This is a genomic window from Saxibacter everestensis, assembly GCF_025787225.1.
Classification (GTDB): domain Bacteria; phylum Actinomycetota; class Actinomycetes; order Actinomycetales; family Brevibacteriaceae; genus Saxibacter; species Saxibacter everestensis.
Genome location: NZ_CP090958.1, coordinates 1,291,613 through 1,315,014 on the forward strand (window position 1 = coordinate 1,291,613; position 23,402 = coordinate 1,315,014).

Annotated in this window: 23 protein-coding genes; 13 read left to right on the forward strand and 10 right to left on the reverse strand. The window is 65.3% G+C overall.

Going from position 1 to position 23,402, the window contains the following annotated elements; genetic code table 11:
- Nucleotides 1-136 precede the first annotated feature (136 nt).
- Nucleotides 137-2,041 carry a 1-deoxy-D-xylulose-5-phosphate synthase gene (dxs, locus tag LWF01_RS06220; RefSeq protein ID WP_349640837.1) on the forward strand — a complete coding sequence of 635 codons (1,905 nt, stop codon included), beginning with the start codon at nt 137-139 and terminating at the stop codon, nt 2,039-2,041.
- Nucleotides 2,042-2,160: 119 nt separating this feature from the next.
- On the opposite strand, the gene LWF01_RS06225 is transcribed toward dxs, so the two are convergent.
- The 4 genes from LWF01_RS06225 to LWF01_RS06240 are packed head-to-tail and all read right to left on the reverse strand — an operon-like array spanning nt 2,161 to nt 7,478.
- Nucleotides 2,161-4,332 carry a 3-hydroxyacyl-CoA dehydrogenase NAD-binding domain-containing protein gene (locus LWF01_RS06225; protein WP_432761998.1) on the reverse strand — a complete coding sequence of 724 codons (2,172 nt, stop codon included), beginning with the start codon at nt 4,330-4,332 and terminating at the stop codon, nt 2,161-2,163.
- Nucleotides 4,329-5,570, reverse strand: a complete 1,242-nt coding sequence (locus tag LWF01_RS06230) for a thiolase family protein (RefSeq protein WP_349640177.1) — start codon at nt 5,568-5,570, stop codon at nt 4,329-4,331. The genes LWF01_RS06225 and LWF01_RS06230 overlap by 4 nt, the downstream gene beginning before the upstream one ends.
- Nucleotides 5,571-5,616: 46 nt before the next feature.
- The gene (locus tag LWF01_RS06235) at nt 5,617-6,867 is read right to left on the reverse strand and encodes a ribonuclease D (RefSeq protein WP_349640178.1); all 1,251 of its coding nucleotides are present in this window, start codon (nt 6,865-6,867) and stop codon (nt 5,617-5,619) included.
- Nucleotides 6,864-7,478: a DUF3000 domain-containing protein gene (locus LWF01_RS06240; protein WP_349640179.1), complete on the reverse strand. Its 615-nt coding sequence runs from the start codon at nt 7,476-7,478 to the stop codon at nt 6,864-6,866. Before LWF01_RS06240 ends, LWF01_RS06235 begins: the two co-directional genes overlap by 4 nt.
- A 113-nt stretch (nt 7,479-7,591) precedes the next feature.
- On the opposite strand from LWF01_RS06240, the gene hemE reads away from it, so the two are divergent.
- From hemE to hemQ, 3 genes are all read left to right on the forward strand, one after another.
- The gene (gene hemE, locus LWF01_RS06245) at nt 7,592-8,653 is read left to right on the forward strand and encodes a uroporphyrinogen decarboxylase (protein WP_432761999.1); all 1,062 of its coding nucleotides are present in this window, start codon (nt 7,592-7,594) and stop codon (nt 8,651-8,653) included.
- An 11-nt stretch (nt 8,654-8,664) separates the two neighbouring features.
- Nucleotides 8,665-10,131 carry a protoporphyrinogen oxidase gene (hemG, locus tag LWF01_RS06250; RefSeq protein ID WP_349640181.1) on the forward strand — a complete coding sequence of 489 codons (1,467 nt, stop codon included), beginning with the start codon at nt 8,665-8,667 and terminating at the stop codon, nt 10,129-10,131.
- 71 nt (nt 10,132-10,202) lie between these two features.
- Nucleotides 10,203-10,949: a hydrogen peroxide-dependent heme synthase gene (gene hemQ, locus LWF01_RS06255; protein ID WP_349640182.1), complete on the forward strand. Its 747-nt coding sequence runs from the start codon at nt 10,203-10,205 to the stop codon at nt 10,947-10,949.
- Nucleotides 10,950-11,046: 97 nt separating this feature from the next.
- Here hemQ and LWF01_RS06260 read toward each other — a convergent pair whose 3' ends face one another.
- Together LWF01_RS06260 and msrB are read right to left on the reverse strand one after the other, a co-directional pair.
- Nucleotides 11,047-11,562: a GNAT family N-acetyltransferase gene (locus LWF01_RS06260; protein WP_349640183.1), complete on the reverse strand. Its 516-nt coding sequence runs from the start codon at nt 11,560-11,562 to the stop codon at nt 11,047-11,049.
- Nucleotides 11,559-11,963, reverse strand: a complete 405-nt coding sequence (msrB, locus tag LWF01_RS06265; protein ID WP_349640184.1) for a peptide-methionine (R)-S-oxide reductase MsrB — start codon at nt 11,961-11,963, stop codon at nt 11,559-11,561. The genes LWF01_RS06260 and msrB overlap by 4 nt, the downstream gene beginning before the upstream one ends.
- 150 nt (nt 11,964-12,113) lie before the next feature.
- On the opposite strand from msrB, the gene LWF01_RS06270 reads away from it, so the two are divergent.
- Complete coding sequence (locus tag LWF01_RS06270; protein ID WP_349640185.1) at nt 12,114-13,394, forward strand: alpha/beta hydrolase family protein; 1,281 nt, start codon at nt 12,114-12,116, stop codon at nt 13,392-13,394.
- Here LWF01_RS06270 and LWF01_RS06275 read toward each other — a convergent pair.
- Genes LWF01_RS06275 through LWF01_RS06290 form a run of 4 tightly spaced genes read right to left on the reverse strand, consistent with a single transcriptional unit; the run spans nt 13,360 to nt 16,480 of the window.
- Entirely contained in the window at nt 13,360-14,169 is an 810-nt protein-coding gene (locus LWF01_RS06275) for a dihydrofolate reductase family protein (protein ID WP_349640186.1), read from the reverse strand. The two genes, LWF01_RS06270 and LWF01_RS06275, sit on opposite strands and share 35 nt — an antisense overlap.
- Nucleotides 14,170-15,045: a L,D-transpeptidase family protein gene (locus LWF01_RS06280; protein ID WP_349640187.1), complete on the reverse strand. Its 876-nt coding sequence runs from the start codon at nt 15,043-15,045 to the stop codon at nt 14,170-14,172.
- Nucleotides 15,046-15,105: 60 nt separating this feature from the next.
- Nucleotides 15,106-15,567, reverse strand: a complete 462-nt coding sequence (locus LWF01_RS06285) for a SufE family protein (RefSeq protein WP_349640188.1) — start codon at nt 15,565-15,567, stop codon at nt 15,106-15,108.
- Nucleotides 15,568-15,571: 4 nt separating this feature from the next.
- The gene (locus LWF01_RS06290) at nt 15,572-16,480 is read right to left on the reverse strand and encodes a sulfurtransferase (protein WP_349640189.1); all 909 of its coding nucleotides are present in this window, start codon (nt 16,478-16,480) and stop codon (nt 15,572-15,574) included.
- Nucleotides 16,481-16,575: 95 nt separating this feature from the next.
- On the opposite strand from LWF01_RS06290, the gene LWF01_RS06295 reads away from it, so the two are divergent.
- The 8 genes from LWF01_RS06295 (at nt 16,576) to LWF01_RS06330 (ending at nt 23,086) form a co-directional block, all read left to right on the forward strand.
- Nucleotides 16,576-17,565, forward strand: coding sequence for a DUF6636 domain-containing protein (locus LWF01_RS06295; protein WP_349640190.1), 990 nt, complete (start codon nt 16,576-16,578; stop codon nt 17,563-17,565).
- A gap of 218 nt (nt 17,566-17,783) precedes the next feature.
- On the forward strand, nt 17,784-19,562 hold the full coding sequence (gene leuA, locus LWF01_RS06300; protein ID WP_349640191.1) for a 2-isopropylmalate synthase: 1,779 nt from the start codon (nt 17,784-17,786) through the stop codon (nt 19,560-19,562).
- A 103-nt stretch (nt 19,563-19,665) separates the two neighbouring features.
- Nucleotides 19,666-20,394, forward strand: coding sequence for a DNA repair protein RecO (recO, locus tag LWF01_RS06305; protein WP_349640192.1), 729 nt, complete (start codon nt 19,666-19,668; stop codon nt 20,392-20,394).
- Nucleotides 20,391-21,215, forward strand: coding sequence for an isoprenyl transferase (locus tag LWF01_RS06310; protein WP_349640193.1), 825 nt, complete (start codon nt 20,391-20,393; stop codon nt 21,213-21,215). Before recO ends, LWF01_RS06310 begins: the two co-directional genes overlap by 4 nt.
- 96 nt (nt 21,216-21,311) lie before the next feature.
- Complete coding sequence (locus LWF01_RS06315) at nt 21,312-21,497, forward strand: hypothetical protein (RefSeq protein WP_349640194.1); 186 nt, start codon at nt 21,312-21,314, stop codon at nt 21,495-21,497.
- On the forward strand, nt 21,494-22,084 hold the full coding sequence (locus LWF01_RS06320) for a hypothetical protein (protein ID WP_349640195.1): 591 nt from the start codon (nt 21,494-21,496) through the stop codon (nt 22,082-22,084). The genes LWF01_RS06315 and LWF01_RS06320 overlap by 4 nt, the downstream gene beginning before the upstream one ends.
- 174 nt (nt 22,085-22,258) lie before the next feature.
- Complete coding sequence (locus LWF01_RS06325) at nt 22,259-22,492, forward strand: hypothetical protein (RefSeq protein WP_349640196.1); 234 nt, start codon at nt 22,259-22,261, stop codon at nt 22,490-22,492.
- A gap of 42 nt (nt 22,493-22,534) precedes the next feature.
- Nucleotides 22,535-23,086 carry a hypothetical protein gene (locus LWF01_RS06330; RefSeq protein WP_349640197.1) on the forward strand — a complete coding sequence of 184 codons (552 nt, stop codon included), beginning with the start codon at nt 22,535-22,537 and terminating at the stop codon, nt 23,084-23,086.
- Nucleotides 23,087-23,402: the final 316 nt, after the last annotated feature.

Below are 23,402 nucleotides of genomic sequence, written 5' to 3' on the forward strand. Positions count from 1 at the left end.
CCTCCCCACGACGGTGCTGTCCCGCGCCGGTGTCGTATTCCACTTCGCGCATAATGTGCTCATTGTCGCCATACCTCCTAGAATGAAGAGTCAGCCTCTTAGAGGAATGAGGAGCGCGTAAGTGGGACGAGGACGCATGAATCTCTTGGACGGCATCAACGAGCCGGACGATGTAAAGCGTCTGAGCGGTCCCGAATGCGCAACGCTTGCCGAGGAAATCAGGGCGCTTCTTGTCGCCGAGGTTTCAAGAACCGGCGGCCATCTCGGCCCCAATCTTGGCGTGGTCGAGCTGACCATGGCGATCCACCGCAGCTTCGATTCGCCGAACGACGATGTGCTGTTCGACGTCGGACACCAGGCCTATGTGCACAAGATCCTGACCGGTCGGGCGGGGGATTTCGCCACGCTGCGGCAGCGGCACGGTCTTTCCGGTTATCCGAGTCGGGCGGAAAGCCCGCACGATGTGATCGAGAACTCGCACGCCTCGACCGCTCTGTCATGGGCTGACGGGATAGCCAAGGCGCACCAGCTGAAAGGCGAACACGACCAGCACGTGGTCGCCGTTATTGGTGACGGTGCGCTGACCGGCGGCATGGCCTGGGAAGCGCTGAACAATATCGCTGCGGATACCAGTTTCCCGCCGCGGAAACTCGTCATCGTGGTCAACGACAACGGCCGCTCGTACGCCCCGACCGTTGGCGGAATGGCGCACCATCTCAATACGCTGCGCACAACCGGCGGGTACGAAAAGTTCCTCAGCTGGGGCAAGCAGGCATTGCAGAAGGGCGGCGCACCGGGACGCTTCGCCTACGATGCGCTGCACGGCATGAAGAAGGGCATCAAGGACGTTATTGCGCCGCAGGGCCTGTTCGAGGACCTGGGCCTGAAGTACATCGGGCCGGTCGATGGCCATGACCTGGCCGCCCTGGAAAAGGCGCTGCACCAGGCAAAGAGCTACGCCGGACCGGTGATAGTGCACGCGCTGACCGAAAAGGGCCGTGGGTATGCCCCGGCTCTCGCCGATGCGGCGGACCAGTTCCACGCGGTTGGCATCATCGACCCCGAGACGGGGGAGTCCGCGCAGAAGAAGTCGACATCGTGGACCAGCGTTTTCAGCGACGAGATCGTGGAGATTGCCGATCGGCGCAAGGATATCGTCGGGATAACGGCCGCGATGATGATTCCGGTCGGGCTGCACAAGTTCGCCGCCAAGTACCCGGAGCGGGTTTTCGATGTCGGCATCGCCGAGCAGCACGCCGTCACCTCGGCGGCCGGACTTTCGCATGGCGGCCTGCACCCCGTGGTGTGTCTCTACGCCACATTCCTGAATCGCGGATTCGACCAGTTACTGATGGATGTCGCACTGCACCGGGAGGGCGTGACCTTCGTCCTTGACCGAGCCGGCGTGACCGGCCCGGACGGCGCGAGTCATCACGGAATGTGGGATATGGCCATTCTGCAGGTCGTGCCGGGACTTCACCTGGCCGCCCCGCGCGACGCGGCACGGCTGCGCGAGGAGGTCACCGAAGCGGTCGCTATCGAGGACGGGCCGTCGGTCGTGCGGTTCTCGCGCGGTTCGGTCGGAGCGGACGTCGAGTCGCTTGAGCGGCTGACCGACGGCGTCGACGTGCTGGCTCGTGGCGGTAATGACGTGCTGATCGTGTCGGTGGGTGCCCTGGCCGAGCGCGCCCTGGACGTGCACGGAAAACTCGCCGCCAAGGGAATTGGCTCAACGGTTATCGACCCGCGCTGGGTTCTCCCGGTGCCTGGCAGCGTGATCACGCTCGCCGGATCTCATACCCTGGTGGCCGTGATCGAGGATGGCGTGAAAGTCGGCGGGGTCGGTGCGCGGGTGCGCCAGGATCTCCGGGCGGAGGGTCTGCGGACCGGCGTGCTGGAACTTGGGCTGCCAACCGAATTCCTGCCGCATGGCACCCGAGAGGAAGTGCTGGCCGAGGCCGGCCTCGATGTCGACAGCATGGTAGAGCGGATAATCGCCGAGCTGCCCGAGCAGCTCGCGCGCCCCCGACGGGCCGGCTAGCTCGCCGGCCCGAGGGGCGAAACGTGGGTTTGTCGGCGAAACACAGAACGCGAACTTCGTGCCAAGCCGCGCGCGTATTCACGCGCGTTCTGACCTGAGGCTCGCGTCCTGCGGACTGGCTATCCCTCGGTGCGCTCAGCCGGATGGAATTTCCGTCCGGTGACCCGTTCGCTGGCGCCGATCCGATCCAGAAACGGCGTGATCCCGCCAAGATGGAATGGCCAGCCGGCGCCGAGGATCAGGCAGAGGTCGATATCCTCGGCCGCTGCGACGACGCCTTCATCGAGCATCCGGCGGATCTCGTCGGCGAGAGCGTCGGCGACCCGGGTGGCCAGCTGGTCGCCGGTAGCCGGGGAATCGCCCTGTTCGAACAGGGCCGCGGTCTCCTCCGAGAGGTACCTTTCGCCATCCGAGCGATACGACCAGACGCCCTTATTGCCAGCGGCGACAATTCGCCGCAGGTTTTCCGAGATCGGGAAACGATCGGCGCCGAAGGCCCGCTCCAGGGTCTCGTTGACGTGCAGCGCGATAGCGGGACCGACAAGCTGCATGAGTTCGAAAGGCCGCATCGGCAGCCCCCAGGAATCCAGGGCATGCTCGGCGACCTCAAGCGGGGTTCCTTCGTCCACTGCCTGATTGACCGCTGCGGCAAACCTGATCAGCACCCGGTTCACCACGAACGCAGGCGCATCGGCGGTCAGCACGGCATTCTTCTTCAGCTTCTTCGCCACGGCAAGCGCGGTCGCCGTCGTCGGGTCGTTCGTACTCTTGGTGCGGACCACCTCGAGTAGCGGGAGGACGGCGACCGGGTTGAAAAAGTGGAAGCCGATGACTCGGTCCGGGTACCGCAGATCAGCGGCCATTTCCGTGACCGACAGCGATGACGTGTTGGTCGCCAGCACCGCCTCGGGCTTGATGACCTCCTCGATCTCGGCGAAGACCCGCTTCTTGACGTCGAGTTCCTCGAAAACAGCTTCGATGATGAAGTCCGCATCGGCGAACGGCTGCTTCGACACGGTGCCGCTGACCAGGCCGCGGAGCCGATTCGCCTTATCGGCCGAAACCCGGCCCTTGGCCAGGAGCTTGTCGATTTCGCTCTGAACGTAGGCGATTCCCTTATCCACCCGGCCCTGATCGAGGTCGGTCAGCAGCACAGGCACGTCGAGCCGGCGCGCAAACAGCAACGCAAGCTGGCTGGCCATCAGGCCTGCGCCCAGGATTCCCACCTTGCCCACCGGCTGGGCCAAGGCCTTGTCCGGCGCACCGGCCGGTTTCTTTGCCCGGAACTGCGCTAGCTCGAAGGCATACAGGCAGGCCTTGCTCTCCGGACTTTCAGCCAGGTCCGCAAGCGCTTCATCCTCTGCGGCGAACGCCGTTTCCCGATCGCTGGTGCGGGCAGCAGAGATCAGCTCAAGGGCACGATAGCCGGCCGGTGCCGCGCCATGTAGCTTCTGGTCGAGCATCGTCTTTCCGCGGGCCACGGCCGCATCAAACGATCGCTGGTCGGCAACGGGTGCGCGATCCACTGTCACTTCCCGGTTAAGCACGGCCGCTGCCCACAGCAGCGACTGCTCAAGGAAGTCAGCGGGTTCGAAGAGGGCGTCGGCGATCCCGAGCTCAAATGCCTCGGGCCCACGCAGAACCCGATTGTTGTTCTGCGCATTGACTATCATCACGTCGACGGCGCGTTCCGGCCCGATCAGCCGGGGGAGCAGATAGGCCCCGCCCCATGCCGGAAGGATGCCGAGGAACGTTTCTGGCAGGGCAATCGCCGCAACGTCTGCGGAGACGGTTCGGTAGGTTGAATTGAGTGCGACCTCCAGGCCGCCGCCCAAAGCCACGCCGTTGATGAAGCAGAACGTCGGCACGCCTAGCGTTCCCAGCAAGCCGAGTGCCGTGTGGCCCAGCCGGCCCAGGGTTAGCGCATCCGCACGACTTGCGGTCGAGCCGAGCACGGAAAGGTCTGCGCCGGCCGCCAGGAAATACGGCTTCCCGGTGATGCCGACTGCCGCGATTTCGCCGGCGTGAGCCCGTTGCTGCAGACTCTCGAGAGTTTGCATGAGTTCCAGCAGGCCGTTCGGGCCGAAGCTGCTTGGCCTGGTGTGGTCCCGGCCATTGTCAAGAGTCACCAGGGCAAGCGTGCCGGCGCCATCCGGAAGGTCGATATCGCGGACCCGCGAGTGAGTCACCACCTCATCCGGGAAGCCGGCCCCGATCTCGGCAAACCTATCCGGGCTCCCGGTGCTGCTGGCGATACCGTCAGTGCTGTAAGTGCTGCCGTCGCTGTTCACGAGTTGTCCTGTCCGTAGTCCGCGTGGTGTGGGTTCTCCCAGATCACGGTTCCGCCCATGCCGATACCGACACACATCGTGGTGATGCCGAACCGGACGCCGGGATTCTCCTCGAATTGACGGGCCAGCTGAGTCATCAGTCGAATGCCGGACGACGCCAGCGGGTGCCCGACTGCGATCGCGCCGCCGTACTTGTTCACCCGCTCGTCGTCGTCGGCAATGCCGAAGTGGTCGAGAAATGCCAGCACCTGCACCGCGAAGGCCTCATTGATCTCAAACAGCCCGATATCGGTGATGTCGAGGCCGGCCTTTGCCAGCGCCTTCTCGGTGGCCGGCACCGGGCCGATTCCCATCACTTCTGGTTCGACGCCCGCGAAGGCGAAGGACACCAGCCGCATCTTCGCCGGACAGCCCAGCTCGGCTGCAGTGCCGGCATCGGCGAGCAGCGCGGCAGTCGCGCCGTCATTAAGTCCTGCGGCGTTACCGGCGGTGACATTGCCGTGGGCGCGAAACGGTGTTTTCAGCTCGGCCAGGTCATCGACCGTGGTACCGGGTCGTGGCGGCTCATCTGCGGTGGCGAGTCCCCAGCCGCGTTCCGTCGACCGGGTAGCCACCGGCACCAGATCGGGTTGAATCTTGTGTGCCCGGTACGCCTCGGCGAGTTTGTGCTGGCTGCCGGCGGCGAAAGCGTCGGCACGTTCCTTGGTGATCGCCGGATAGCGGTCGTGCAGGTTCTCCGCCGTCGAGCCCATCACAAGCGCGGATGGATCAATGATCCGCTCGGAAACGAAACGCGGATTGGGATCGACGCCTTCACCCATCGGGTGATGGCCCATATGCTCGACTCCGCCGGCGATCACGAGATCGTAAGCGCCGAAGGCTACCCCGGACGCTGCCGATGTCACGGCGGTCATCGCGCCTGCGCACATCCGGTCGATTGCGAATCCGGGTACTGATTTCGGCAGTCCCGCCAGCAGCGCTGCCGTGCGCCCCAGGGTCAAACCCTGGTCGCCGGTCTGGTTCGTCGCGGCGACGGCGACCTCATCGATCCGCTCGGCCGGAACGTCGGGATTGCGCCTGAGTAACTCACGGATGGCCTTGACCACCAGGTCATCCGCACGGGTCTCGGCGTACATGCCCTTGTCGCCGGCCTTACCGAACGGGGTGCGAACGCCATCGACGAAGACGACGTCCCTGCCGTAGGTGCTTTTGGGTTTTGACGAACCGGTGTCGACCACTGTGCCTCCAGGTTGAGTGATTAACCTGATGTTACTGGTCGGTAACTTAGTCGGACAACCCCGGGTTGCGAAGCGCTTCGGTGAGTGGGCCGGCGACAAGAGACAGTTGCCAGTTCCGGGCGCCGAGCGCGCTCAGACTTGTCGCCACCGACTGCTCGCTGATCTCTTCCGGTGGCCTCCAGCAGAGCCGACGCAAAAAGTCGGGCGTGAGCAGGTTTTCCGGCGGCAGGTCATATTCCTCAACCAGATCCGCGATGACCAGCTTGGCGGCGCCCAGCCGGGCCGCGGCCTGGGGATCCTTTTCCGCCCATAGCCGTGGCGGAGGCGGGTTGTTTGTCCGGACTGTCACAGCGGGCAGCTCGGATTCGTCGACGGCCAGTCCGGCTTCGACTGCTGAATACCAGCGTGTGATCTCGGATTTGGCGGCCCTGCCATTGAAGCTCTTGCTGCCGAGTAACTCGCCCGGTGACGACGGGACGCTCTTCGCCGCCCCGACGATGGCCGAATCCGGCAGCAGGCGGCCGGGGGAGACGTCCCTGTCCCGGGCAAGCTGCTCGCGACTCTCCCACAGGCTGCGCGCGACGGCGAGGTTACGCGGGCGGCGCACCGAGTGAATGCCGGAGAGCCGCCGCCACGGCTCCGCGCGTTGGGCCGGGATGAACCGGCGGGCATGGTCGAACTCCTCCGCCGCCCATTCCGCCTTGCCAGAGGCCTGCAACTCGATCGTCATCCGGTCGCGGATCTTGACCAGCACCTCGACATCGAGGGCTGCGTACCGAAGCCACGGTTCGGGCAGCGGCCGGGTCGACCAGTCGACGGCTGAGTGCTCTTTGGCCAGTCGGAGACCGAGGACACGCTCGACGACGGCGCCAAGTCCGACCTTGGGCCAGTTGAGCAGCCGGGCGGCCAGCTCCGTGTCGAAGAGCCGGGTCGGCGTCATGCCCAGCTCCGCCAGGCATGGCAGGTCCTGGGTTGCTGCATGCAAGACCCATTCGATATCGGCCAGCGCCTGATTGAGCTGCGAGAGGTCAGGGAGCGCCTGCGGATCGATCAGGAAGGATCCGGCACCCTGTCGCCTGAGCTGGACCAGAAATGCGCGCTGGCCGTAGCGGTAACCGGATGCACGTTCGGCGTCGATAGCGACCGGGCCGTGGCCGATTGCCAGCGCGGCGGTGGCCTCACCCAGTTCCTTCGTGCTGGTAAGCACGGGGGGCACGCCACCGCTCGGCTCGGCGAGCAGCGGCAACAGTTCTTCGGCACTTTCGGCAGGCAGGTCGGCGGCGTGCTCAGGAATCATCGGCGGCGACCGGGCAACGCACTTACCCCGTCAGGTAGTGGTGGCAAGCCGGCGACGGTACACAGCAGCTGCGCCCAGGCTTTCAGATGCGCGCCGATATCGGCGCTGCTGGCATCGTGCGGTGTCCAGGACGACCGAAGCTCGAGGTCGACCGTGGCTGGGCGCGTGCTCAGACTGCCGAAGCTCTCAGAAAGCACGCGGGTCACCGTACCGCCTTCTGCGCGGTAAAGCGCACCATGAGCGGCCAGCGCTTCCTGCAACCAGGACCAGGCCACGGAGCCGATCAGGCCGTCCTGACCCAATTCGTGCTCAAGCTCTGCTCGCACATAGCTAACTACCCGGAACTTGCCACCCCATTCCGGAGGCGCCGAGGGATCGTAGAGCACGACCAGCCGGCCGGTGGCCAACTCATCGATATCCTCCCCACTCGCGGCGGCGAAGTCGTTTGGAGCGACGACCTCGGCGCTCATCGCCACCGAGTACGGTGCAAGCCGCGCCGGCGGCGGGATCTCGGTAATGGTGATCTCGGATCGAAGCGTGGCTGCACGCAACGCGTCACAGGCCTGGGCGAACTCCCGGGGCAGGTGCTGTAAAGACTCACTGGCATTCACAAAACCTACGGTAGATCCCGGCACTGACAGTTCGACGGCACCACGCCGGGATTGAGCGAAGGTTAGCCGGGAATGCACGGCTGAGATTCTTCCTGGCCGACGTCGATGGGAGAATGTCAGGTATGACGACTCACGATGACCCGCCGAATCCCGCCGACTCCCAGCTGGTCCGTGCCGCACGGTGCCAGCAGGTCGATTACACCCCGGTCTGGTTCATGCGGCAGGCCGGACGCTCCTTGCCCGAGTACCGGGAGCTGCGCAAGAACACCACCATGCTCGAGGCGTGCCGTACGCCCGAACTGGTCACCGAGATAACCCTGCAGCCGGTGCGCCGGCTGGGTGTCGACGCCGCAATCTTCTTCTCCGACATCGTGGTTCCCCTGCAGGCCGCGGGCGTCGGTGTGGAGATTGTTGCCGGTGTCGGTCCGGTGATCGAACATCCGGTGCGCACCGAAGCCGATGTCGACGCGCTGCCCGAGTTGTCGCCGGAACAGATCGAGGACATCACGGAATCGGTGCGATTGCTGACAGCCGAGCTCGGCGCGAAGCCGCTGATCGGATTCGCCGGAGCGCCGTTCACCCTGGCCAGCTACCTGATCGAGGGCGGCCCAAGCAAGAACCACGAGAAGACCAAGTCGATGATGATCGGCGAGCCGGCGCTGTTCGCGAAACTGCTGGCCAAGCTGGCCAGGATCTCGACGACCTTCCTCACCACCCAGATCGAGGCCGGCGCAAGCGCGGTCCAGCTCTTCGATTCCTGGGCCGGCTACCTGAGTGCGGCCGACTACCGCCAGCATGTGCTGCCGCATTCACGGAACGTGTTCTCGGCGCTGGCCGGCACAAACGTGCCGACAATCCATTTCGGGGTGCAGACCGGCGAGCTGCTGGCAGCGATGGACGAGGCTGGGCCGGATGTGGTCGGCGTCGACTATCGGGTCAGCCTCCGGGACGCCGCGAAGCGGGTAGATCCCGCCAAGGCACTGCAGGGAAACCTCGATCCGGCGATGCTCTTCGCCCCATGGGAGGCACTGCAGGAAAAGGTGGCCGACATCGTCGGCGCGGGTCGTGAATTACCCGGTCACATCTTCAATCTTGGCCACGGAGTGCTGCCAGACACCGATCCCGATATGTTGCGGCGCGTCGTCGATGAGGTGCACCGGCTCTCTGCGCGATGAGCCGGCCGGCGATGAATGATCGGCAACGCCTGAGAATCGCGGTGATTGGCGGCGGTATCAGCGGGCTGAGCGCCGCGTGGTTCGTCCGGCGTCAGTTGGTAGACGCCGTCCAGCCGGGCGAAGTCACTGTTTTCGAGGCGAGTGACCGGCTTGGTGGCTGCCTGCGCTCGACGACGCTGCACGATGCCCTGCCGATCACCGCCGACACGGGGGCCGAGGCAGCACTGGCCCGGCGACCGGAAGCGGTGGAACTTGCCGATCGGCTCGGCCTGGCCCGGCAGACCCCGGGGACAACGCGGTCCGGAATCTATTCCAGCGGCAAGCTGCGGCCGATACCCACAGGCACCGTGATGGGTGTTCCCGGCGATCCGGCCGGGGCCATCGGAGTCCTCACGCCTGACGAAGTCGCCAGAGCCGAAGCCGAACGCCTCACCGAACCGGTCGACGATGACACGTCGGTCGGTGATTGGATTGCAGCCAGGCTGGGCGCGGCCGTGACAGATCGGTTGCTCGATCCGCTGCTTGGCGGCGTCTATGCGGGAAACGCCCGGCTGTTGTCGCTCCGGGCTACCGTCCCCGCGCTCTGGCCGGCCGCTCAGGCCGGAACGTCGGTGCTGGAGGCAGTGCGGCACAACAATGCTGCCGTCGCCGCAAAAGCCGCCGAGGCCCGCGCCCGAGGTGAGGAGGCCCAGCCGGTCTTCATGGGGCTCGAGGGCGGGATGGCACGGTTGATTTCCGAGCTGGCACGAAGGCTCGCCGCAACCGCGGACCGTCCGGCCGCAGAGGTGCCGGTCAACATCAGAACCTCGACGCCGGTGACACACCTGGCCAGGACCGCAACGCCTGGCAGCGGGGCAGCGGAGGAATGGCGACTGGTCGCAGGGGGAGAGCCGCACGTCTTCGATGCCGTCATCGTCGCCCTGCCCGCGCATGCGGCGTCCCGACTGCTCAGCGACGCCGTTCCGGCAGCGACAGGCGAACTGTCCCGGATCGAGCATGCATCATCGGCGGTGGTGACCGCGCTGGTGAACCTCGAAGGTGGGCAGCTTGAAGGATCCGGACTACTCGTTCCGCCTTCGCAAACCACCGTGATCAAGGCGGCGACGTTCTCTTCGAACAAGTGGCCATGGCTGCGCCGGCACCTTCCGGCGGGGACGGCACTGCTCAGGACATCGGTCGGCCGGTTCGGTGACCCCGGCTGGCTGCACAGCGATGACGACAAGCTGACCCGGGCCGCACTCGGGGATCTCGAGCGGATCGTCGGGCGCCGGCTTCCGGTCGTGGCATCGGAGCTGACCCGCTGGGACGAGTCCCTGCCGCAGTACGCGGTCGGGCATCTCGACCGGGTGGCAAGGATCCGGCGTGCGGTGTCCGCGCAGGCCGGACTGGCACTGGCCGGGGCCGCGTACGACGGGGTCGGCATTCCGGCCTGTGTCGCATCCGCCGAGCGGGCCGCCCGGATCGTCACGGCCAGCTGATCCCGGCTGCCGAGCCTACCGACCCGGCACCCGGGCACAGCCGGACAGGACGTGACCGCGATAATGGGGCTATGAGCACCGACGACCAGACCACACCAGCATCCGTACCCGATCCAACCGCGGCGGAGTCGCCGCGCGTCACGGCACGCCAGATCAACGACACGATCCGGTATACGGCATGGTCAGTTTTCAAGGTGTCCAGCCCGCTGCCGGAGGATCGCGTCGCGCTGGCTGCCGAGGTCGCCGATCTGATCGAAGAGCTGTCGGCAGAGGACCTTGTGGTTCGCGGATACTACGATCTGGCCGGCCTGCGTGCGGACGCCGACATCCTGATCTGGTGGCACGCGCCGGAAATCGAAACCGTGCAGGGCGCCTACCACCGCCTGCGCCGCACCGCACTGGGCGAACACCTGGAGCCAGTCTGGTCGAACGTTGCTCTGCACCGCCCAGCTGAGTTCAACAAGGGACACATTCCGGCCTTCATGGCCGGCGAAGAGTCGCGGAAGTACATCTGCGTGTACCCATTCGTCCGCTCCTACGACTGGTACCTGCTTCCCGACGACGAACGCCGGAAAATGCTGGTCGACCATGGGATGGCGGCACGGGAGTTTCCCGACGTCCGGGCAAACACCGTCGCATCATTCGCGCTCGGTGACTACGAATGGATCCTTGCCTTCGAGGCGGATGAATTGCATCGGATCGTGGATCTGATGCGTGAGTTGCGGGCCACGGAAGCACGGCGGCACGTGCGGGAGGAAGTGCCGTTCTTCACCGGTCCGAAGCGCGAGCTGCTTGACCTGCTGGAGGACCTTCCCTGATATTGCTCGGCCACTCGTGGGTTTGTGGGCCACTCGATCGTTTGAACCGAGGTTTGGGCGACATACGGAAGATTCATCCGCCACGATGCCGGCTACCTCAGCGGCCTGGACGGCGCATCGGCACGTGCCGGATGTCGTCTTCGATGAAGACCGGCCCGCTGGCCTGGAACCCGTACCGGGCATACCAGGATTCGAGGCGTTCCTGAGCGTTGAGCGTCAACAACTGGTCGCCATGCCTGTCGATTGCCGCTTCGAGCAATTGCCCGGACAGCCCCTGCCCGCGGGCGTCCGGCCGGGTGGTCACCCGGCCGATGCTCCGGCCCTCCTCGCTGCTGGCCGGCCCGTCGGCGTAGCCGCGCGGCAGCAGCCGCAGGTAGCTGGAGACACCGTGGTTGTCGGCGTGGAAGTAGTGCTCGGTTTCCGGATGCAGGTCTGCGCCGTCGGCGTCGAGGAAAACGCAGCCCTGCTCGACCACGAAGATCTGGCTGCGCAGCCTGAGCACTGAATAGGCCTGGGTCGCGGTCAGCTCAGACCACGGCAGGCCAAGTGTCGTCAGCCAATTCTGTGCCCGCGGTTCCTGCGTCTGCCCCGTTGTATCTGCCGACGCGGTCACTTGTCGTCCGCCGGAACCAGAGTGAGGCTGATCGAGTTGATGCAGTAACGCTGATCGGTGGGTGTGCCGTACCCCTCGCCCTCGAAGACATGCCCGAGGTGCGAATCGCAATTGGCGCAGCGGACCTCGACGCGTTCCATTCCAAGTGTGCGGTCGTGAATGTAGCGGACCCGGTCCTCGGCCAGCGGCGCATAGAACGACGGCCAGCCGCAATGCGAGTCGAACTTGGTGTCCGAGGTGAAGAGTTCCGCTTCGCAGGCACGACACCGATAGGACCCGACGGTCTTCGTGTCAACGTATTCACCGGTGTAGGGCCGCTCGGTACCCGCTTTGCGGAGCACCTGAAATTCCTCGGCGCTCAGTTCTTCGCGCCACTGTTCATCGGTCTTATTGATCGTCATGTCTGCTCTACTTAGCTTCGAGGTTCAATTGTCTCTGAGTTTCATTGTCGCTTCCGGTGGAATCAACGCCGGGCGCTGCCGGGCTGTTCCCGATTGTCACCGACGTGCCGTGCCCTGCAGGGCACGGCGGCCGGATGACAGAATGAGACCATGGCAGGTAATTCTACGGCTCAGCGAAGTGCGGATGGCGAGACCGCCCGGCGTGCAGGAGCGAAATGGGCAATTCTCGGCATCAGCGTCGGCGCGTCGGTCGCCGCCGTGCTGACCGCGGCGACATCCGGGCTTGCCGCGTTCTACGCGCGGCAGATCGTGGTGCCGGTTGGCGCCACGGAGGAGCTCGAGATTCTGCACGTCTCCGGCTTCGACGACGAGATGACCGTGCTGCTGCCGGCCGACGACGAGACGACGGTCAACGGCGTATACAGCCTCTGGTTCGATGAGGGCCGCGGCCACGCCAGGATCGGCAACGTCATCGAATACGACCCGACCTCCCGCACGGTGCTGCGCGAGGTGCTCGGCGTCGACTCCGGCGACCTGCGCGCCGCGCGGATCGGACGCTGGAACGGCACCTACTACCGCAATCCGCAGGCGCTGCAGGTTCCGAGCGAGGACGTCGTCCTGCACACTGATGCCGGAGACCTCCCGGCGTGGTACATACCCGGAGACCCTTCCGCGGTAGCCGCGGAGGACGCCGAGGCGACCGAGAAGACCTGGGCGATCCTGATTCATGGACGCGGCGGCACAAGGGCCGAGGGGCTGCGGGCCGTGCCGACGCTCCGTGCCGCCGGTATCTCATCGCTGTCCATTTCGTACCGGAACGACCCGGAGGCCCGCTCCGGTAGCAGCAGCCGCTACGGGCTCGGCGACACGGAATGGCTCGACGTCGACGACGCGATCGAGTTTGCGATCTCCCGGGGGGCGGAGCGGGTCGTGCTGTTCGGCTGGTCGATGGGCGGCGCCATCGCATTCCAAGCCGCTGCGCGGGGCCGCTACAAGGACAGGATCAGCGGGATGGTGCTTGACGCCCCGGTGGTGGACTGGTTCTCCGTGCTCGACGAACAGGCGCGGATAAACCGGCTGCCAACCCCGATCGCCCGGCTCGCGCTGGAGATGATTTCACAGCCCTGGGCTCGCTGGATAACTGGTCTCGAGACGCCGCTCGACCTGAACCGGATGGACTGGGTGACGCGCGCGGCCGAGCTCCGGGTTCCGGTGCTGCTGATCCACAGCGACGACGACGACTTCGTGCCGTCCGGCCCTTCGCACCGACTGGCCACGGTCCGGTCGGACCTGGTCACGATGCCACGCTACGACAAGGCCCGGCACACCAAGGAATGGAACGTGGATGCCGAGCGCTGGTCGGACGACGTCAGAAGCTTCCTGCAGAAGATCGTGGTCAGCGATCGCGAAGGGTCAGCCAGCGTCCGATAAGCGCGTCATCACCGGTCAGCAGGGTGTGCTGGGCCAGCCTGGTATCAAGCGGGTATCCGTCGAGGATCCTGCCGGCGTTTCCGCCGGAGAGTCGCGGGCTGAGCGTGAGGTCGAGTTCGTCGAGCAGCCCCTCCCGGGCAAACGCCGTGAGCGTCCGCGGGCCACCTTCGCTCAGCAGCTGGACCAGGCCGCGTTCGGCCAGCGCGTCGAGGCCTCGCCGCAGGTCAACGGATTCATCGCCCACCGGCAGGACTGAGTCGCTGCCTGCCCGGTCCCGAATCGCATCGAGTCGCTTCCGGTCAGCGGTGGCAGAGGTCAGCACGACAAGCGGCGAGCTGCCGGCCGACAGCAGATGATCGAGATCGACGTTAGCCCGTGAACTGACGATCACGAGCGTCGGCACCACGTCCTGCCCGGCGTCCAGGCGCTGTTGCCGGTGCGCCGGCTTGGCGCTCAGTAGCGTGTAGCGCTCCGCATTGATTGTGCCTGAGCCAACGACGACGGCGTCGGCAACGGAGCGCAGTACAGAAAAGACCCGCTTGTCGGCCTTGCCGGATATGCTGCCGGACAGCCCGTCGGAACCCATCGCCGCGCCATCGATGGTCGAGACCATATTGCAGCGCAGCCAGCGGCTGCGCTCGGCCCAGCCGGTGCCTTCCCGGTAGAGCGCGACCAGGGACGCTTCGTCCTGGCTTCTGGCGACCTCGCGTCCAGCACCGGAGAGCGGCAGCAGTTGATGCAGTGTGGTCTGTTTCGTGCTCGCATCGGCGTCCATCTATGCGGAGATGATCTCGTCAGATCCCAGGATGATCATCGGCTTGTTCGCCGGATCCAGGTTCTTCAGCAGCCAGCGGACACCGTCTTCTGGGATGGTGATGCAACCGCGGGTTGGAGAGTCGTGGTCGACGTGCAGCCAGATCTTGCCGCCCTGTTCGGAGCCGTCCGGACGTTCGCCGTCCGTCGGAGGCTCGCCGGTCCTGCGATTGAAATTGATCGCAATAACGTAGTTGAAGACGTCCTTCATCGAATTTCCGTACGCTCCGACAGCCTCGTCACGGTAAGTATCGTCCCGGGTGTAGGGCAGTTTGCTGCCCGGGTTCTTCTTGTATCCGCCGGCATCGCTGATCGAGAAGACGCCGGCCGGTGATGTTTTGTCACCTTCGGTCCGGTTGGTCGCCCAGCCGTTTCCGCCGTTATGTCCGCGCCACGACTTCACTTTCGACCAGTTTCCGTCGGCATTGCGTTCGTAGAGCATCGTCGTCGCATTGCTCTGTTTGGTTTCTTCGGTACGGGAGACGAGGACCTGGCTGGTTTCCTTCGGAATCTTCGACCAGGTCTTGTCGCCGACGCCGTCGATCGGTGAGTCCGCGCTGCCGCCAGGGCTGCGCTGGCTTGGTGCGGGGAATGTCGTTGTTCCCTTCCCAGCCGGATTGGCGTTCGCCTCGGCGCTTGCCGTCGCGGTCGGCGGTGCGGAGCTTGCCGTCGGGGCGGAGCTTGCCTGGGCGCTGCCCGATTTCGATGGCGCGGCCGTCGCCGTATTCAGCTCCGCAGCCTGTGCCGGATCGGGGCTACTGCTGACGGTCGCCGAGCCACAGCCCGTCAACAGCAGGGCTGTCACGGCAAAAACGGACGTCAGCAAAGGCTTCGACATGCTTGCAACTTTGCCATGAGTCGGCAGGATGCAGCGGCAGGCGTTAGGGCGTGGCGTCGGTCAGGACACGGTTTCGCGGATCTGGCGCTGGATCCGGCCAAGCATTGCCGACATTCCCCGCATCCGTAGCGGGGAAACCGCCTCGGTCAGGCCGAGCCGGCCGGGTAGGTCTGCCGGCAGATTCAGGATTGTATCCGCGCTCTCGCCGTCAAGGCCCTCGAGCAGGATGCCGGCAAACCCCTTGGTGGTCGGCGCCTCGGCGGGCGCATGGAAGAAGAGGTGCACGACGTCGTCCGCCGTGGCTGCGCGGTCCGGATCACCGACCTCGATCTTGAGAAACAGGGGAGTCTGGCACTCCTCTACCCGCTCCAGCAGTTCGGGGTGTTCGGCGTACCGGTCGGGCAGATCCGGGAGTCCCTGAGAGAACTCCAGAAGCAATTGCAACCGATCCTTGGCGGACAGCGCCTGGAAGTCATCGATGATCTCTTCGAAGGCGGCCGGTATCTGGTCTGTCGCTGGCATGCCCCTAGCCTCCTGTTGCGCTGACGCTGCCCGGTTCCGGGCCGCGGACGATCGGCACCCGCACCAGCGAGCCCCATTCAGTCCATGATCCATCGTAGTTGCGCACCTTGTCGAAGCCCAGAAGATGCTTGAGTACGAACCAGGTGTGGCTGGAACGCTCGCCGATCCGGCAGTAGGCGATGACGTCATCATCGTCGGTCAGCCGCGCCTCGCCGCGGTATAGCGCCTCGAGCTCGCCATGGCTCCTGAATGAGCCGTCGTCGGCGGCCGCCCGGCCCCAGGGAATGCTCACCGCGGTCGGGATGTGGCCAGCGCGCAAGGCGCCTTCCTCAGGGTAGGCGGGCGCCGTTGTTCGTTCCCCGCTGTATTCCTCCGGCGAGCGGACGTCGATGAGCGGGCCTGTGCCGAGATGCTGCAGCACGTCGTCGCGGAAGACGCGCAGGCCGGTGTCGTTCCGTTCGACGCTCGGGTAGCTCGTGGCTGGCCGGAGGGTTGCTTCGGTGGTGTACTCGCGCCCCTCCGCTTCCCACTTCGCGCGCCCTCCGTCGAGCAGCCGGACGTCCTGGTGGCCGAATAGCGAGAAGACCCACAGTGCATAGGCGGCCCACCAGTTGCTCTTGTCGCCATAGATCACCACGGTGTCATCGCGTGAAATTCCCTTTGCGGAGAGCAGCCTGGCAAAACCTTCACCGTCCACGTAGTCACGGGTTACCGGGTCATTGAGCTCGGTGTGCCAATCGATCTTGACCGAGCCGGGGATGTGGCCGGTCTCATACAGCAGCACGTCTTCATCGGATTCAACCACCACCAGGCCCGGCGAGTTCAGGTTCTCGGCAAGCCACTCGGTGGACACCAGTTTTTCCGGGTTCGCGTACTGCGCGAACTTCTGATTGCTCTCTGCTGGAACGGTCATGTTCATAGCCTGACACAGCCTGCGTGGCTCCGCGCAGGCCGGTGTTACTGTGCGCAATATTCGCGTCTTGGTTAAGAACCGGTAACATTTATGCAATGAATATTCCGCCGCCGCCCGCAGTCCCGCCACGGATCCCGGGTGACGACGAGGAGAATGACGGTGCCTCGCTGACCGGGGAAATCTTTGCTTCTCGTTCCGATCGACCCGAAGGCCAGGACCTGTTCTCCGCCAGCGACACCGTCGACCTGCATCGGCAGAATCAGCAATTGGCAGCCCAGTATTGGGCGCCGACCCAGGTTCAGCGGACGGTCTCTCCTTCCGTAGCCAGCCCGATGCCGGACGCCTCGTCGGGGGCGCAGCCCGGGCTCCAGCACACTCATGTTCTGCCGGCCGAGCCCGTCGGGCAACCCGGGCAGCACCGGTACCCGGAAACAACGCAATATCCGGTCAATGAATATCCGGCGGCCCGGCTACCGGTGAGTCAGCCCCGGCGTCCGCAGAAGGGCGCGCAGAGTGCTGCGCCGAGCCGGCCGGGCGACCAGCTGAAAGCCAAACGGCGCGGATCGATGTTCGTGCTCTTTGGCGGCGTCGCGCTATTTGCCCTGCTGATCGGTGCGCTGATCGGGATGGCCGCGGCTCCGTCGTCCGACCGGACCGCGAACACCGGCTCGAACACGCAGGCCGCGCGGGAGAGTTCGCCAGGTTCGGAGTCCGAGGCGGGAAGTGGCTCGGGACCGGACGGCCAGGCGGAGCGGTTCACGTCGCCGTCAGGCAACATCAGCTGCCAGATATCCCAGGACGGCAGTGCCCGTTGCGACATCAGGGATGCGTCGTTCGATCCGCCCGAGAAGCCGGCCGATTGTTCCGGCGCATTCGGAAAGTCGATCACAGCGGCGTCGAACACGGTGCAATTCACCTGTGTGACCGACCCCGTCGACGGTTCCGATGCGCCAGAGCTGGGCTATGGCCAGAAGAAGTCGGTCAAGGGTGTGACTTGTTCCAGCGCGAAGACCGGGATGACCTGCACGTCCGATGCCACCGGACGTGGTTTCACCCTGGCCAAACAGAAGTACGAGATCTTTTAGCTGAGGGCTGAGGGCTGAGGGCCGCGGCGGCCCGGCGCGTTCGTGACCGGGTTCCGGCTGGAACGAACATCCCACCATGTAGTACCGTGGGTCTCATGCATTGGCAGCAACTCCTCCTTCGTTGCCGCGGCGGGGACCTCTAAGAGGCCGCATCCCTGTCGCGGAGTTTGTGCTGTCCGGTCAAGTCCCACGTACAAATTTTAGACAACGAGGATCCAATGCCACGCTCAACGAGCAACAATCAACAGCCGTGCGGAATGCCGATCCATAAGTACCGGCCTTTTCATACCCACGTCGACGCCGATCTGCCGGACCGCACCTGGCCGTCGAAACGGATCGAGACGGCTCCCCGCTGGCTCACCACCGACCTGCGTGATGGCAATCAGGCACTCATCGACCCGATGACTCCCGCGCGCAAGCTGCGGATGTACGACCTGTTGATCGACATGGGCTACAAGGAAATCGAGGTGGGTTTCCCCGCTGCCAGCCAGGTCGACTTCGACTTCATCCGGCAGCTGATCGAGGGGGATCGGGTCCCGGACGACGTGCGGATTTCGGTCCTGACCCAAGCCCGCGAGGACCTGATCGAGCGCACAGTTCAATCGCTTGAGGGTGCCAAGAACGCCACTGTGCATATGTACAACGCGGCCGCCCCTGTCTTCCGCAAGGTCGTATTCGGCTTCGATGGCGACGGGCGGGCGGAATGCCGTAATATCGCGGTCCAGGGCACCCAGGCAGTGATGAAATACGCCTCCGAGTACCTGCCGGGAACCAACTTCGGCTATGAGTATTCGCCCGAGATCTTCATGGACACCGAGCGGGACTTTGCGCTCGAGATCGTCGGCGCCGTGCTGGACACCTGGGGGCCTGCCGCCGATCGGGAAACCGTGATCAACCTGCCGTGCACTGTCGAGCGGTCCACCCCGAATGTCTACGCCGACCAGATCGAGTGGATGAGCCGGAACATGCCGTACCGCGACGATGTCGCGCTGTCGGTGCACACCCACAACGACCGGGGCACAGCCGTCGCCTCCGCCGAACTGGCCGTTATGGCCGGGGCGGACCGGGTGGAAGGCTGCCTGTTCGGCAATGGCGAGCGGACCGGAAACGTCGACCTGGTGACGCTCGGACTGAATCTGTACAGCCAGGGCATCGACCCGCAGATCGACTTCTCCGACATCGACGAGATAGTTCGCACCGTCACGTACTGCAACCAGATCGGCGTGCACGAGCGGCATCCCTACGGCGGAGACCTGGTCTACACCTCGTTCTCCGGTTCGCACCAGGACGCGATCAAGAAGGCTTTCGACGACCGGGAACGCCGCGCCGCCGACGAGGGCATCAGCGTCGACGACTTCGAATGGCGAGTACCGTATCTGCCGATCGACCCGAAGGATGTCGGCCGCAGCTACGAGGCAGTAATCAGGGTCAACTCGCAATCCGGCAAGGGCGGAGTCTCGTACCTGCTGAAGAGCGAGTACCAGTTGGACCTGCCGCGCAGGCTGCAGGTTGAGTTCTCCCAGGTTGTGCAGCGGCAGACCGAATCCGAGGGCGGCGAGATGTCAGCGGCCGCGCTCTGGCGGATCTTCACCGACGAGTACCTGCCGGCGGAAGAGGGCGACACCTGGGGTCACTACGCGCTGCGCGGTGTGCGGACCGAATCCGGCATCAGCGATGCCGGTGAGGACGCCAGTCCACGGCACAGCGAGTTGCTCCAGGCGGCACTCACCGTCGATGGCGAGGATGTCACTGTCGAAGGTCGCGGCAACGGACCGCTCGCGGCGCTGGTAGGAATTTTCTCCGAGCAGTTCGATGTTGACCTGCGAGTCCAGGACTACGTGGAGCACGCGATGGGGGCAGGTGGCGACGCCGAGGCTGCCGCGTACGTTGAATGCGCCATCGGCGACCGGGTGCTCTGGGGGGTCGGTATGGATTCCAACATCACCACCGCCTCGCTCAAGGCGGTTATCTCCGCAGTCAACCGCTATATGCGCTGACTCGGTTAAGCAGACGCCGAAGCCATGCACATCCGCCAATCAGATCGAGGTGGAGGTGCGTGGCTTCGCTGCGTGGACGGCACGAAGCTGAGAGAATGAGAACGTGACACTTTATCGCGACGAAGCCATCGTGCTGCGCACCCACAAACTGGGCGAGGCCGATCGCATCGTCACGCTGCTCACCAGGCAGCACGGCCAGGTCCGGGCCGTGGCCAAGGGTGTGCGGCGCACCAAGTCGAAATTCGGTTCGCGGCTTGAACCTTTTATGCTGGTCGACGCCCAGCTGCATCAGGGGCGGAACCTCGACATCGTCACGCAGGTCGCCACGCTTGAACCTTTCGGCGGCGCGATCGTCGCCGATTACGGCAGCTACACGGCCGCTTCGGCGATGTGCGAGACCAGTGCCCGGCTGACCGAGGCCGACAGCGCCACGCTGCAGCAGTTCCTGCTGCTCAGCGGAGCGCTGCGATCGCTGAGCCGTCGTGAGCACGCCGCAAGCCTGATCCTGGACGCGTATTTGCTCCGCGCGCTGGCCATCGCGGGCTGGGCGCCATCCTTCACCGAATGTGCGCGTTGCTCGCGTCCCGGACCGCATCGTGCCTTCGTGCCGGTACTTGGCGGGGCGGTTTGTTCCGGCTGCCGTCCGCCGGGGGCCGCGGCTCCGGCCCCCGAGACGGTACTTCTGCTGGCCGCGCTGCTCAGCGGAAACTGGGCCTCGGCCGACAGCGCCGACGCACGGACCCAGCGAGAGGCGAGCGGCCTGGTTTCGGCGTACCTGCAGTGGCATCTGGAACGAGGACTGCGGTCGTTGCGGATGGTCGAACGCGCATGACGGCTCGCGTGCCCCGGCGGGATCCGGCAACGGTCAGCCCCCCGCCGCCGCATCTTAGTGGCGCCGTGCCGCCGAACATTCCGCGCGCGGTGCTGCCGAAGCACATCGCGATCGTGATGGACGGAAACGGACGCTGGGCCAACGAGCGCGGACTACCACGAACCGCAGGCCATACCGCAGGTGAGGCCTCGCTGCTCGACGTCATCCACGGCGCGATCGACCTCGGTGTGCCGTACCTTTCGGCCTATGCGTTTTCCACCGAGAACTGGAAGCGATCACCGGATGAGGTGCGCTTCCTGATGGGCTTCAATCGAGACGTGATCCGCAGAAGGCGGGACGAGCTGCACGCGATGGGCGTCCGGGTCGTCTGGTCCGGGCGGCCGGGGCGGCTATGGAAGAGCGTGATCTCCGAGCTGCAGACCGCCGAGGAGCTGACCCGCGGAAACTCAACGTTGACCCTGCAGTTCTGCGTGAACTACGGCGGCCGCGCCGAGATTTCCGATGCGATGGAACGCATTGCGGCGGACGTCGCACGCGGCGTGCTGAAGCCGGGCAAGGTCAATGAGAAGCTGATCTCGAAATACCTCTATGCGCCCGAGGTTCCCGATGTGGATCTGTTCCTGCGCTCGTCGGGGGAGCAGCGGCTCTCCAACTTCCTTCTCTGGCAGAGCGCGTACGCGGAGATGGTGTTTCAGGATGTACTGTGGCCGGATGTGGACCGGCGCACGCTCTGGGACGCGGTCGAAACCTATGCCCGCCGGGATCGACGATACGGCGGCGCCGTCGACCGAGCCGAGCAAACAGGCGAAACGGTCCGCTAAGGCGGAGCACGTCATCATCACGCAGACGCGCGAAGTCTCGCCGGGGCTGACACGCAAGGCACTGAAGGCGATCGACGAGCCGAAGGGGGAGCAGCAGTGAGCACGACCATTGACGTCACCGCCACGAGGTGGAGCGGGGGATGGGAACTCGCGATCGACGGCGATCCCGTCACGCAGGTTCGCACCCTCGTGCGCGAGCAGCAGGTGAGCGTCGCGGACGCCGCGGCCCTTCTCGGCGTCTCCCGCGGCCGCGTCAGCCAACTCGACGAGGAGCACACATGAGCGCCCGTCCGATCTTCACCGGCCTCTCCCAGCTCCCCCCATCCGCTCGCGACTCGCTCGCTCGCGGTGAGGAGCCGCTGGCATGGGACACGGTGGCGCTGTGGGGTGAAGATCGCATAGGTCGAAGCGCACCTCCCAAGGCGATCGAGGGATTCGACCTCAACCCGATCAGCGCCGTATTGAGCGGACCGGTCGTGCTCGACCCGGGACTGTTCGAGCGCTGGGTCTGCGGGGTGGCGCTCACTGGGCACACGGGGTCCGTGGCAGCGAGCCTGGGACGCGCGCTACGGCCGCTGGGTGAGGCGCGACTCGCGGTAACCACTGAGCGGCTCATCGTCTACGAAGAGGGCGATCTGATCACGAGCAAGGACCTGGTGAGCGGGCGCAGGCTCGCTCACCGGGAGGCCACCGAAGTGTGGTCCATCGCGCGATCCGCCGTACTCGATGCCACCCGTCGATCGCGCCCATTCATGACCGGGCGGCTCATCATCAGGTTCACAGACTTTTCGAGCGCGGCTTTGATGTGCGGAATCTTCAGTCCGCGCGGCGCCCACCGCCTTCGCGACGCCCTGCGCGCCGGAGAATGAATGAACTCACGGCCGACAACGTCCGCTTTCGTGATCGCGAGCGGATCGCCGAACTGTCGGTGGGGCCAAGGCCGAGTACGGCGACTCAACGCCCCGTGGGCAGTTCGCGAAGATGCAGCTCTACCTCGAGCTGCTCGGCCTGCTGCCTCTGCCCGGCGATGCTAGCCTGGGGCGATGAGCGAGCAATCAGACGCCGCCGCGGAGCAGCGTCCGGTGAAGAAAAACGGCTGGAAACGGACTGCGAGCGCGGTGAGCGGCGGCTTGGGTTGTCTGGCACTGCTCGTCGGGTTGGCCGTCGCAGCCATCGGGGTGTTGGCCATCTTTTTCGATGACCCCACCTTTTGGATCGCGGCGGTGGCGCTCGTCGTCGCCTTTGCCGCCTTCAAGAATCGCAAGCGCGGCCCGTAGGTCGTCGCCGCCGCCCGAAGGGGGCGCCGGTATGATCGACGCATGGACGGACTCTTCGAAGACAACCAGCTGTTCATGCAGCGGGAGTCCTTCGACTACGTGATCACGGGGGCCGCCGGGGTCTCCCGTGCCGACTGGCGAATCACGGAGGGGAAGCAGGATGTCAAGCACCTGCTGCGGAGCCTGCTCACTCGATTCGCCACGCCGGGTGCCGAGTTCGGCCTGGTCGACGGTCAGGGTGTGCACCGCCTGGACATCGCGAGCGCGGCCGGAAGCACGGGAAAGGTGGACCTCACCGTCAGTGAGCCGGGAGGTGAGCTGGTGGGATCCGCCGCCACCGACGGTCGGAAGTTCACGGTCTTTCCGACCATCGTGCTCAGCGACGGTGCGGGGGAGCCTGTGGGCCACATGACGACGCGGCGAGAGCTGCGCGCCTACGACGTGTTCAGCCAGGAGACGGCTGTAATCGCCTTCGGCAGCTCGAGGCCGGTGTTCGGCAGGATGGTCTACGAGGTGAGTTTCACCGACAACGTGCCGACACGATCGCGGGTGCTGATCGTTGCTGCGCTGATTGGCTGGGACCTCTCGCGCTGACGAGCGCGCCCGTTCTCGGTCGCTGCCCCGATGCCGGCGACCCGAGGATTCAGCCGCAGCCGCAGCCGCAGCCGCAGCCGCAGCCGCAGCCGACCCGACGTCCCGGCGGGTCGGGTGCGTCGTCGCTCATGCTCACATGGCTCAAAGGGGCGTTAGTGTGAACCATGAAGGCCTCCGTTTGGACGAGCGAGCTTGGTAACCCACATCCTCCAGGGAGGCCTTCACTCAACCCGAGCGATCACAACCTCCCGGGGAAGTACAACTAGGCCGCGAAGAATCAACCGAAAACGGTCCGCTTTCTGGCTGAGGTCTGCCC

What these genes read in the sequence shown, in the direction of transcription:
- LWF01_RS06235 (WP_349640178.1), bottom strand. Translation starts at nt 6,867, where the DNA reads ATGATTCCTGAGCACGCCGCCGACCTGCCTGCCGAAAGTGCCGAAGAA.
- hemE (WP_432761999.1), top strand. Translation starts at nt 7,592, where the DNA reads ATGTCAGGTATGACGACTCACGATGACCCGCCGAATCCCGCCGACTCC.
- LWF01_RS06275 (WP_349640186.1), bottom strand. Translation starts at nt 14,169, where the DNA reads ATGGACGCCGATGCGAGCACGAAACAGACCACACTGCATCAACTGCTG.
- hemQ (WP_349640182.1), top strand. Translation starts at nt 10,203, where the DNA reads ATGAGCACCGACGACCAGACCACACCAGCATCCGTACCCGATCCAACC.
- hemG (WP_349640181.1), top strand. Translation starts at nt 8,665, where the DNA reads ATGAATGATCGGCAACGCCTGAGAATCGCGGTGATTGGCGGCGGTATC.
- dxs (WP_349640837.1), top strand. Translation starts at nt 137, where the DNA reads ATGAATCTCTTGGACGGCATCAACGAGCCGGACGATGTAAAGCGTCTG.
- LWF01_RS06270 (WP_349640185.1), top strand. Translation starts at nt 12,114, where the DNA reads ATGGCAGGTAATTCTACGGCTCAGCGAAGTGCGGATGGCGAGACCGCC.
- LWF01_RS06330 (WP_349640197.1), top strand. Translation starts at nt 22,535, where the DNA reads ATGGACGGACTCTTCGAAGACAACCAGCTGTTCATGCAGCGGGAGTCC.
- LWF01_RS06310 (WP_349640193.1), top strand. Translation starts at nt 20,391, where the DNA reads ATGACGGCTCGCGTGCCCCGGCGGGATCCGGCAACGGTCAGCCCCCCG.
- LWF01_RS06320 (WP_349640195.1), top strand. Translation starts at nt 21,494, where the DNA reads ATGAGCGCCCGTCCGATCTTCACCGGCCTCTCCCAGCTCCCCCCATCC.
- LWF01_RS06325 (WP_349640196.1), top strand. Translation starts at nt 22,259, where the DNA reads ATGAGCGAGCAATCAGACGCCGCCGCGGAGCAGCGTCCGGTGAAGAAA.
- leuA (WP_349640191.1), top strand. Translation starts at nt 17,784, where the DNA reads ATGCCACGCTCAACGAGCAACAATCAACAGCCGTGCGGAATGCCGATC.
- LWF01_RS06295 (WP_349640190.1), top strand. Translation starts at nt 16,576, where the DNA reads ATGAATATTCCGCCGCCGCCCGCAGTCCCGCCACGGATCCCGGGTGAC.
- msrB (WP_349640184.1), bottom strand. Translation starts at nt 11,963, where the DNA reads ATGACGATCAATAAGACCGATGAACAGTGGCGCGAAGAACTGAGCGCC.
- LWF01_RS06280 (WP_349640187.1), bottom strand. Translation starts at nt 15,045, where the DNA reads ATGTCGAAGCCTTTGCTGACGTCCGTTTTTGCCGTGACAGCCCTGCTG.
- LWF01_RS06290 (WP_349640189.1), bottom strand. Translation starts at nt 16,480, where the DNA reads ATGACCGTTCCAGCAGAGAGCAATCAGAAGTTCGCGCAGTACGCGAAC.
- LWF01_RS06285 (WP_349640188.1), bottom strand. Translation starts at nt 15,567, where the DNA reads ATGCCAGCGACAGACCAGATACCGGCCGCCTTCGAAGAGATCATCGAT.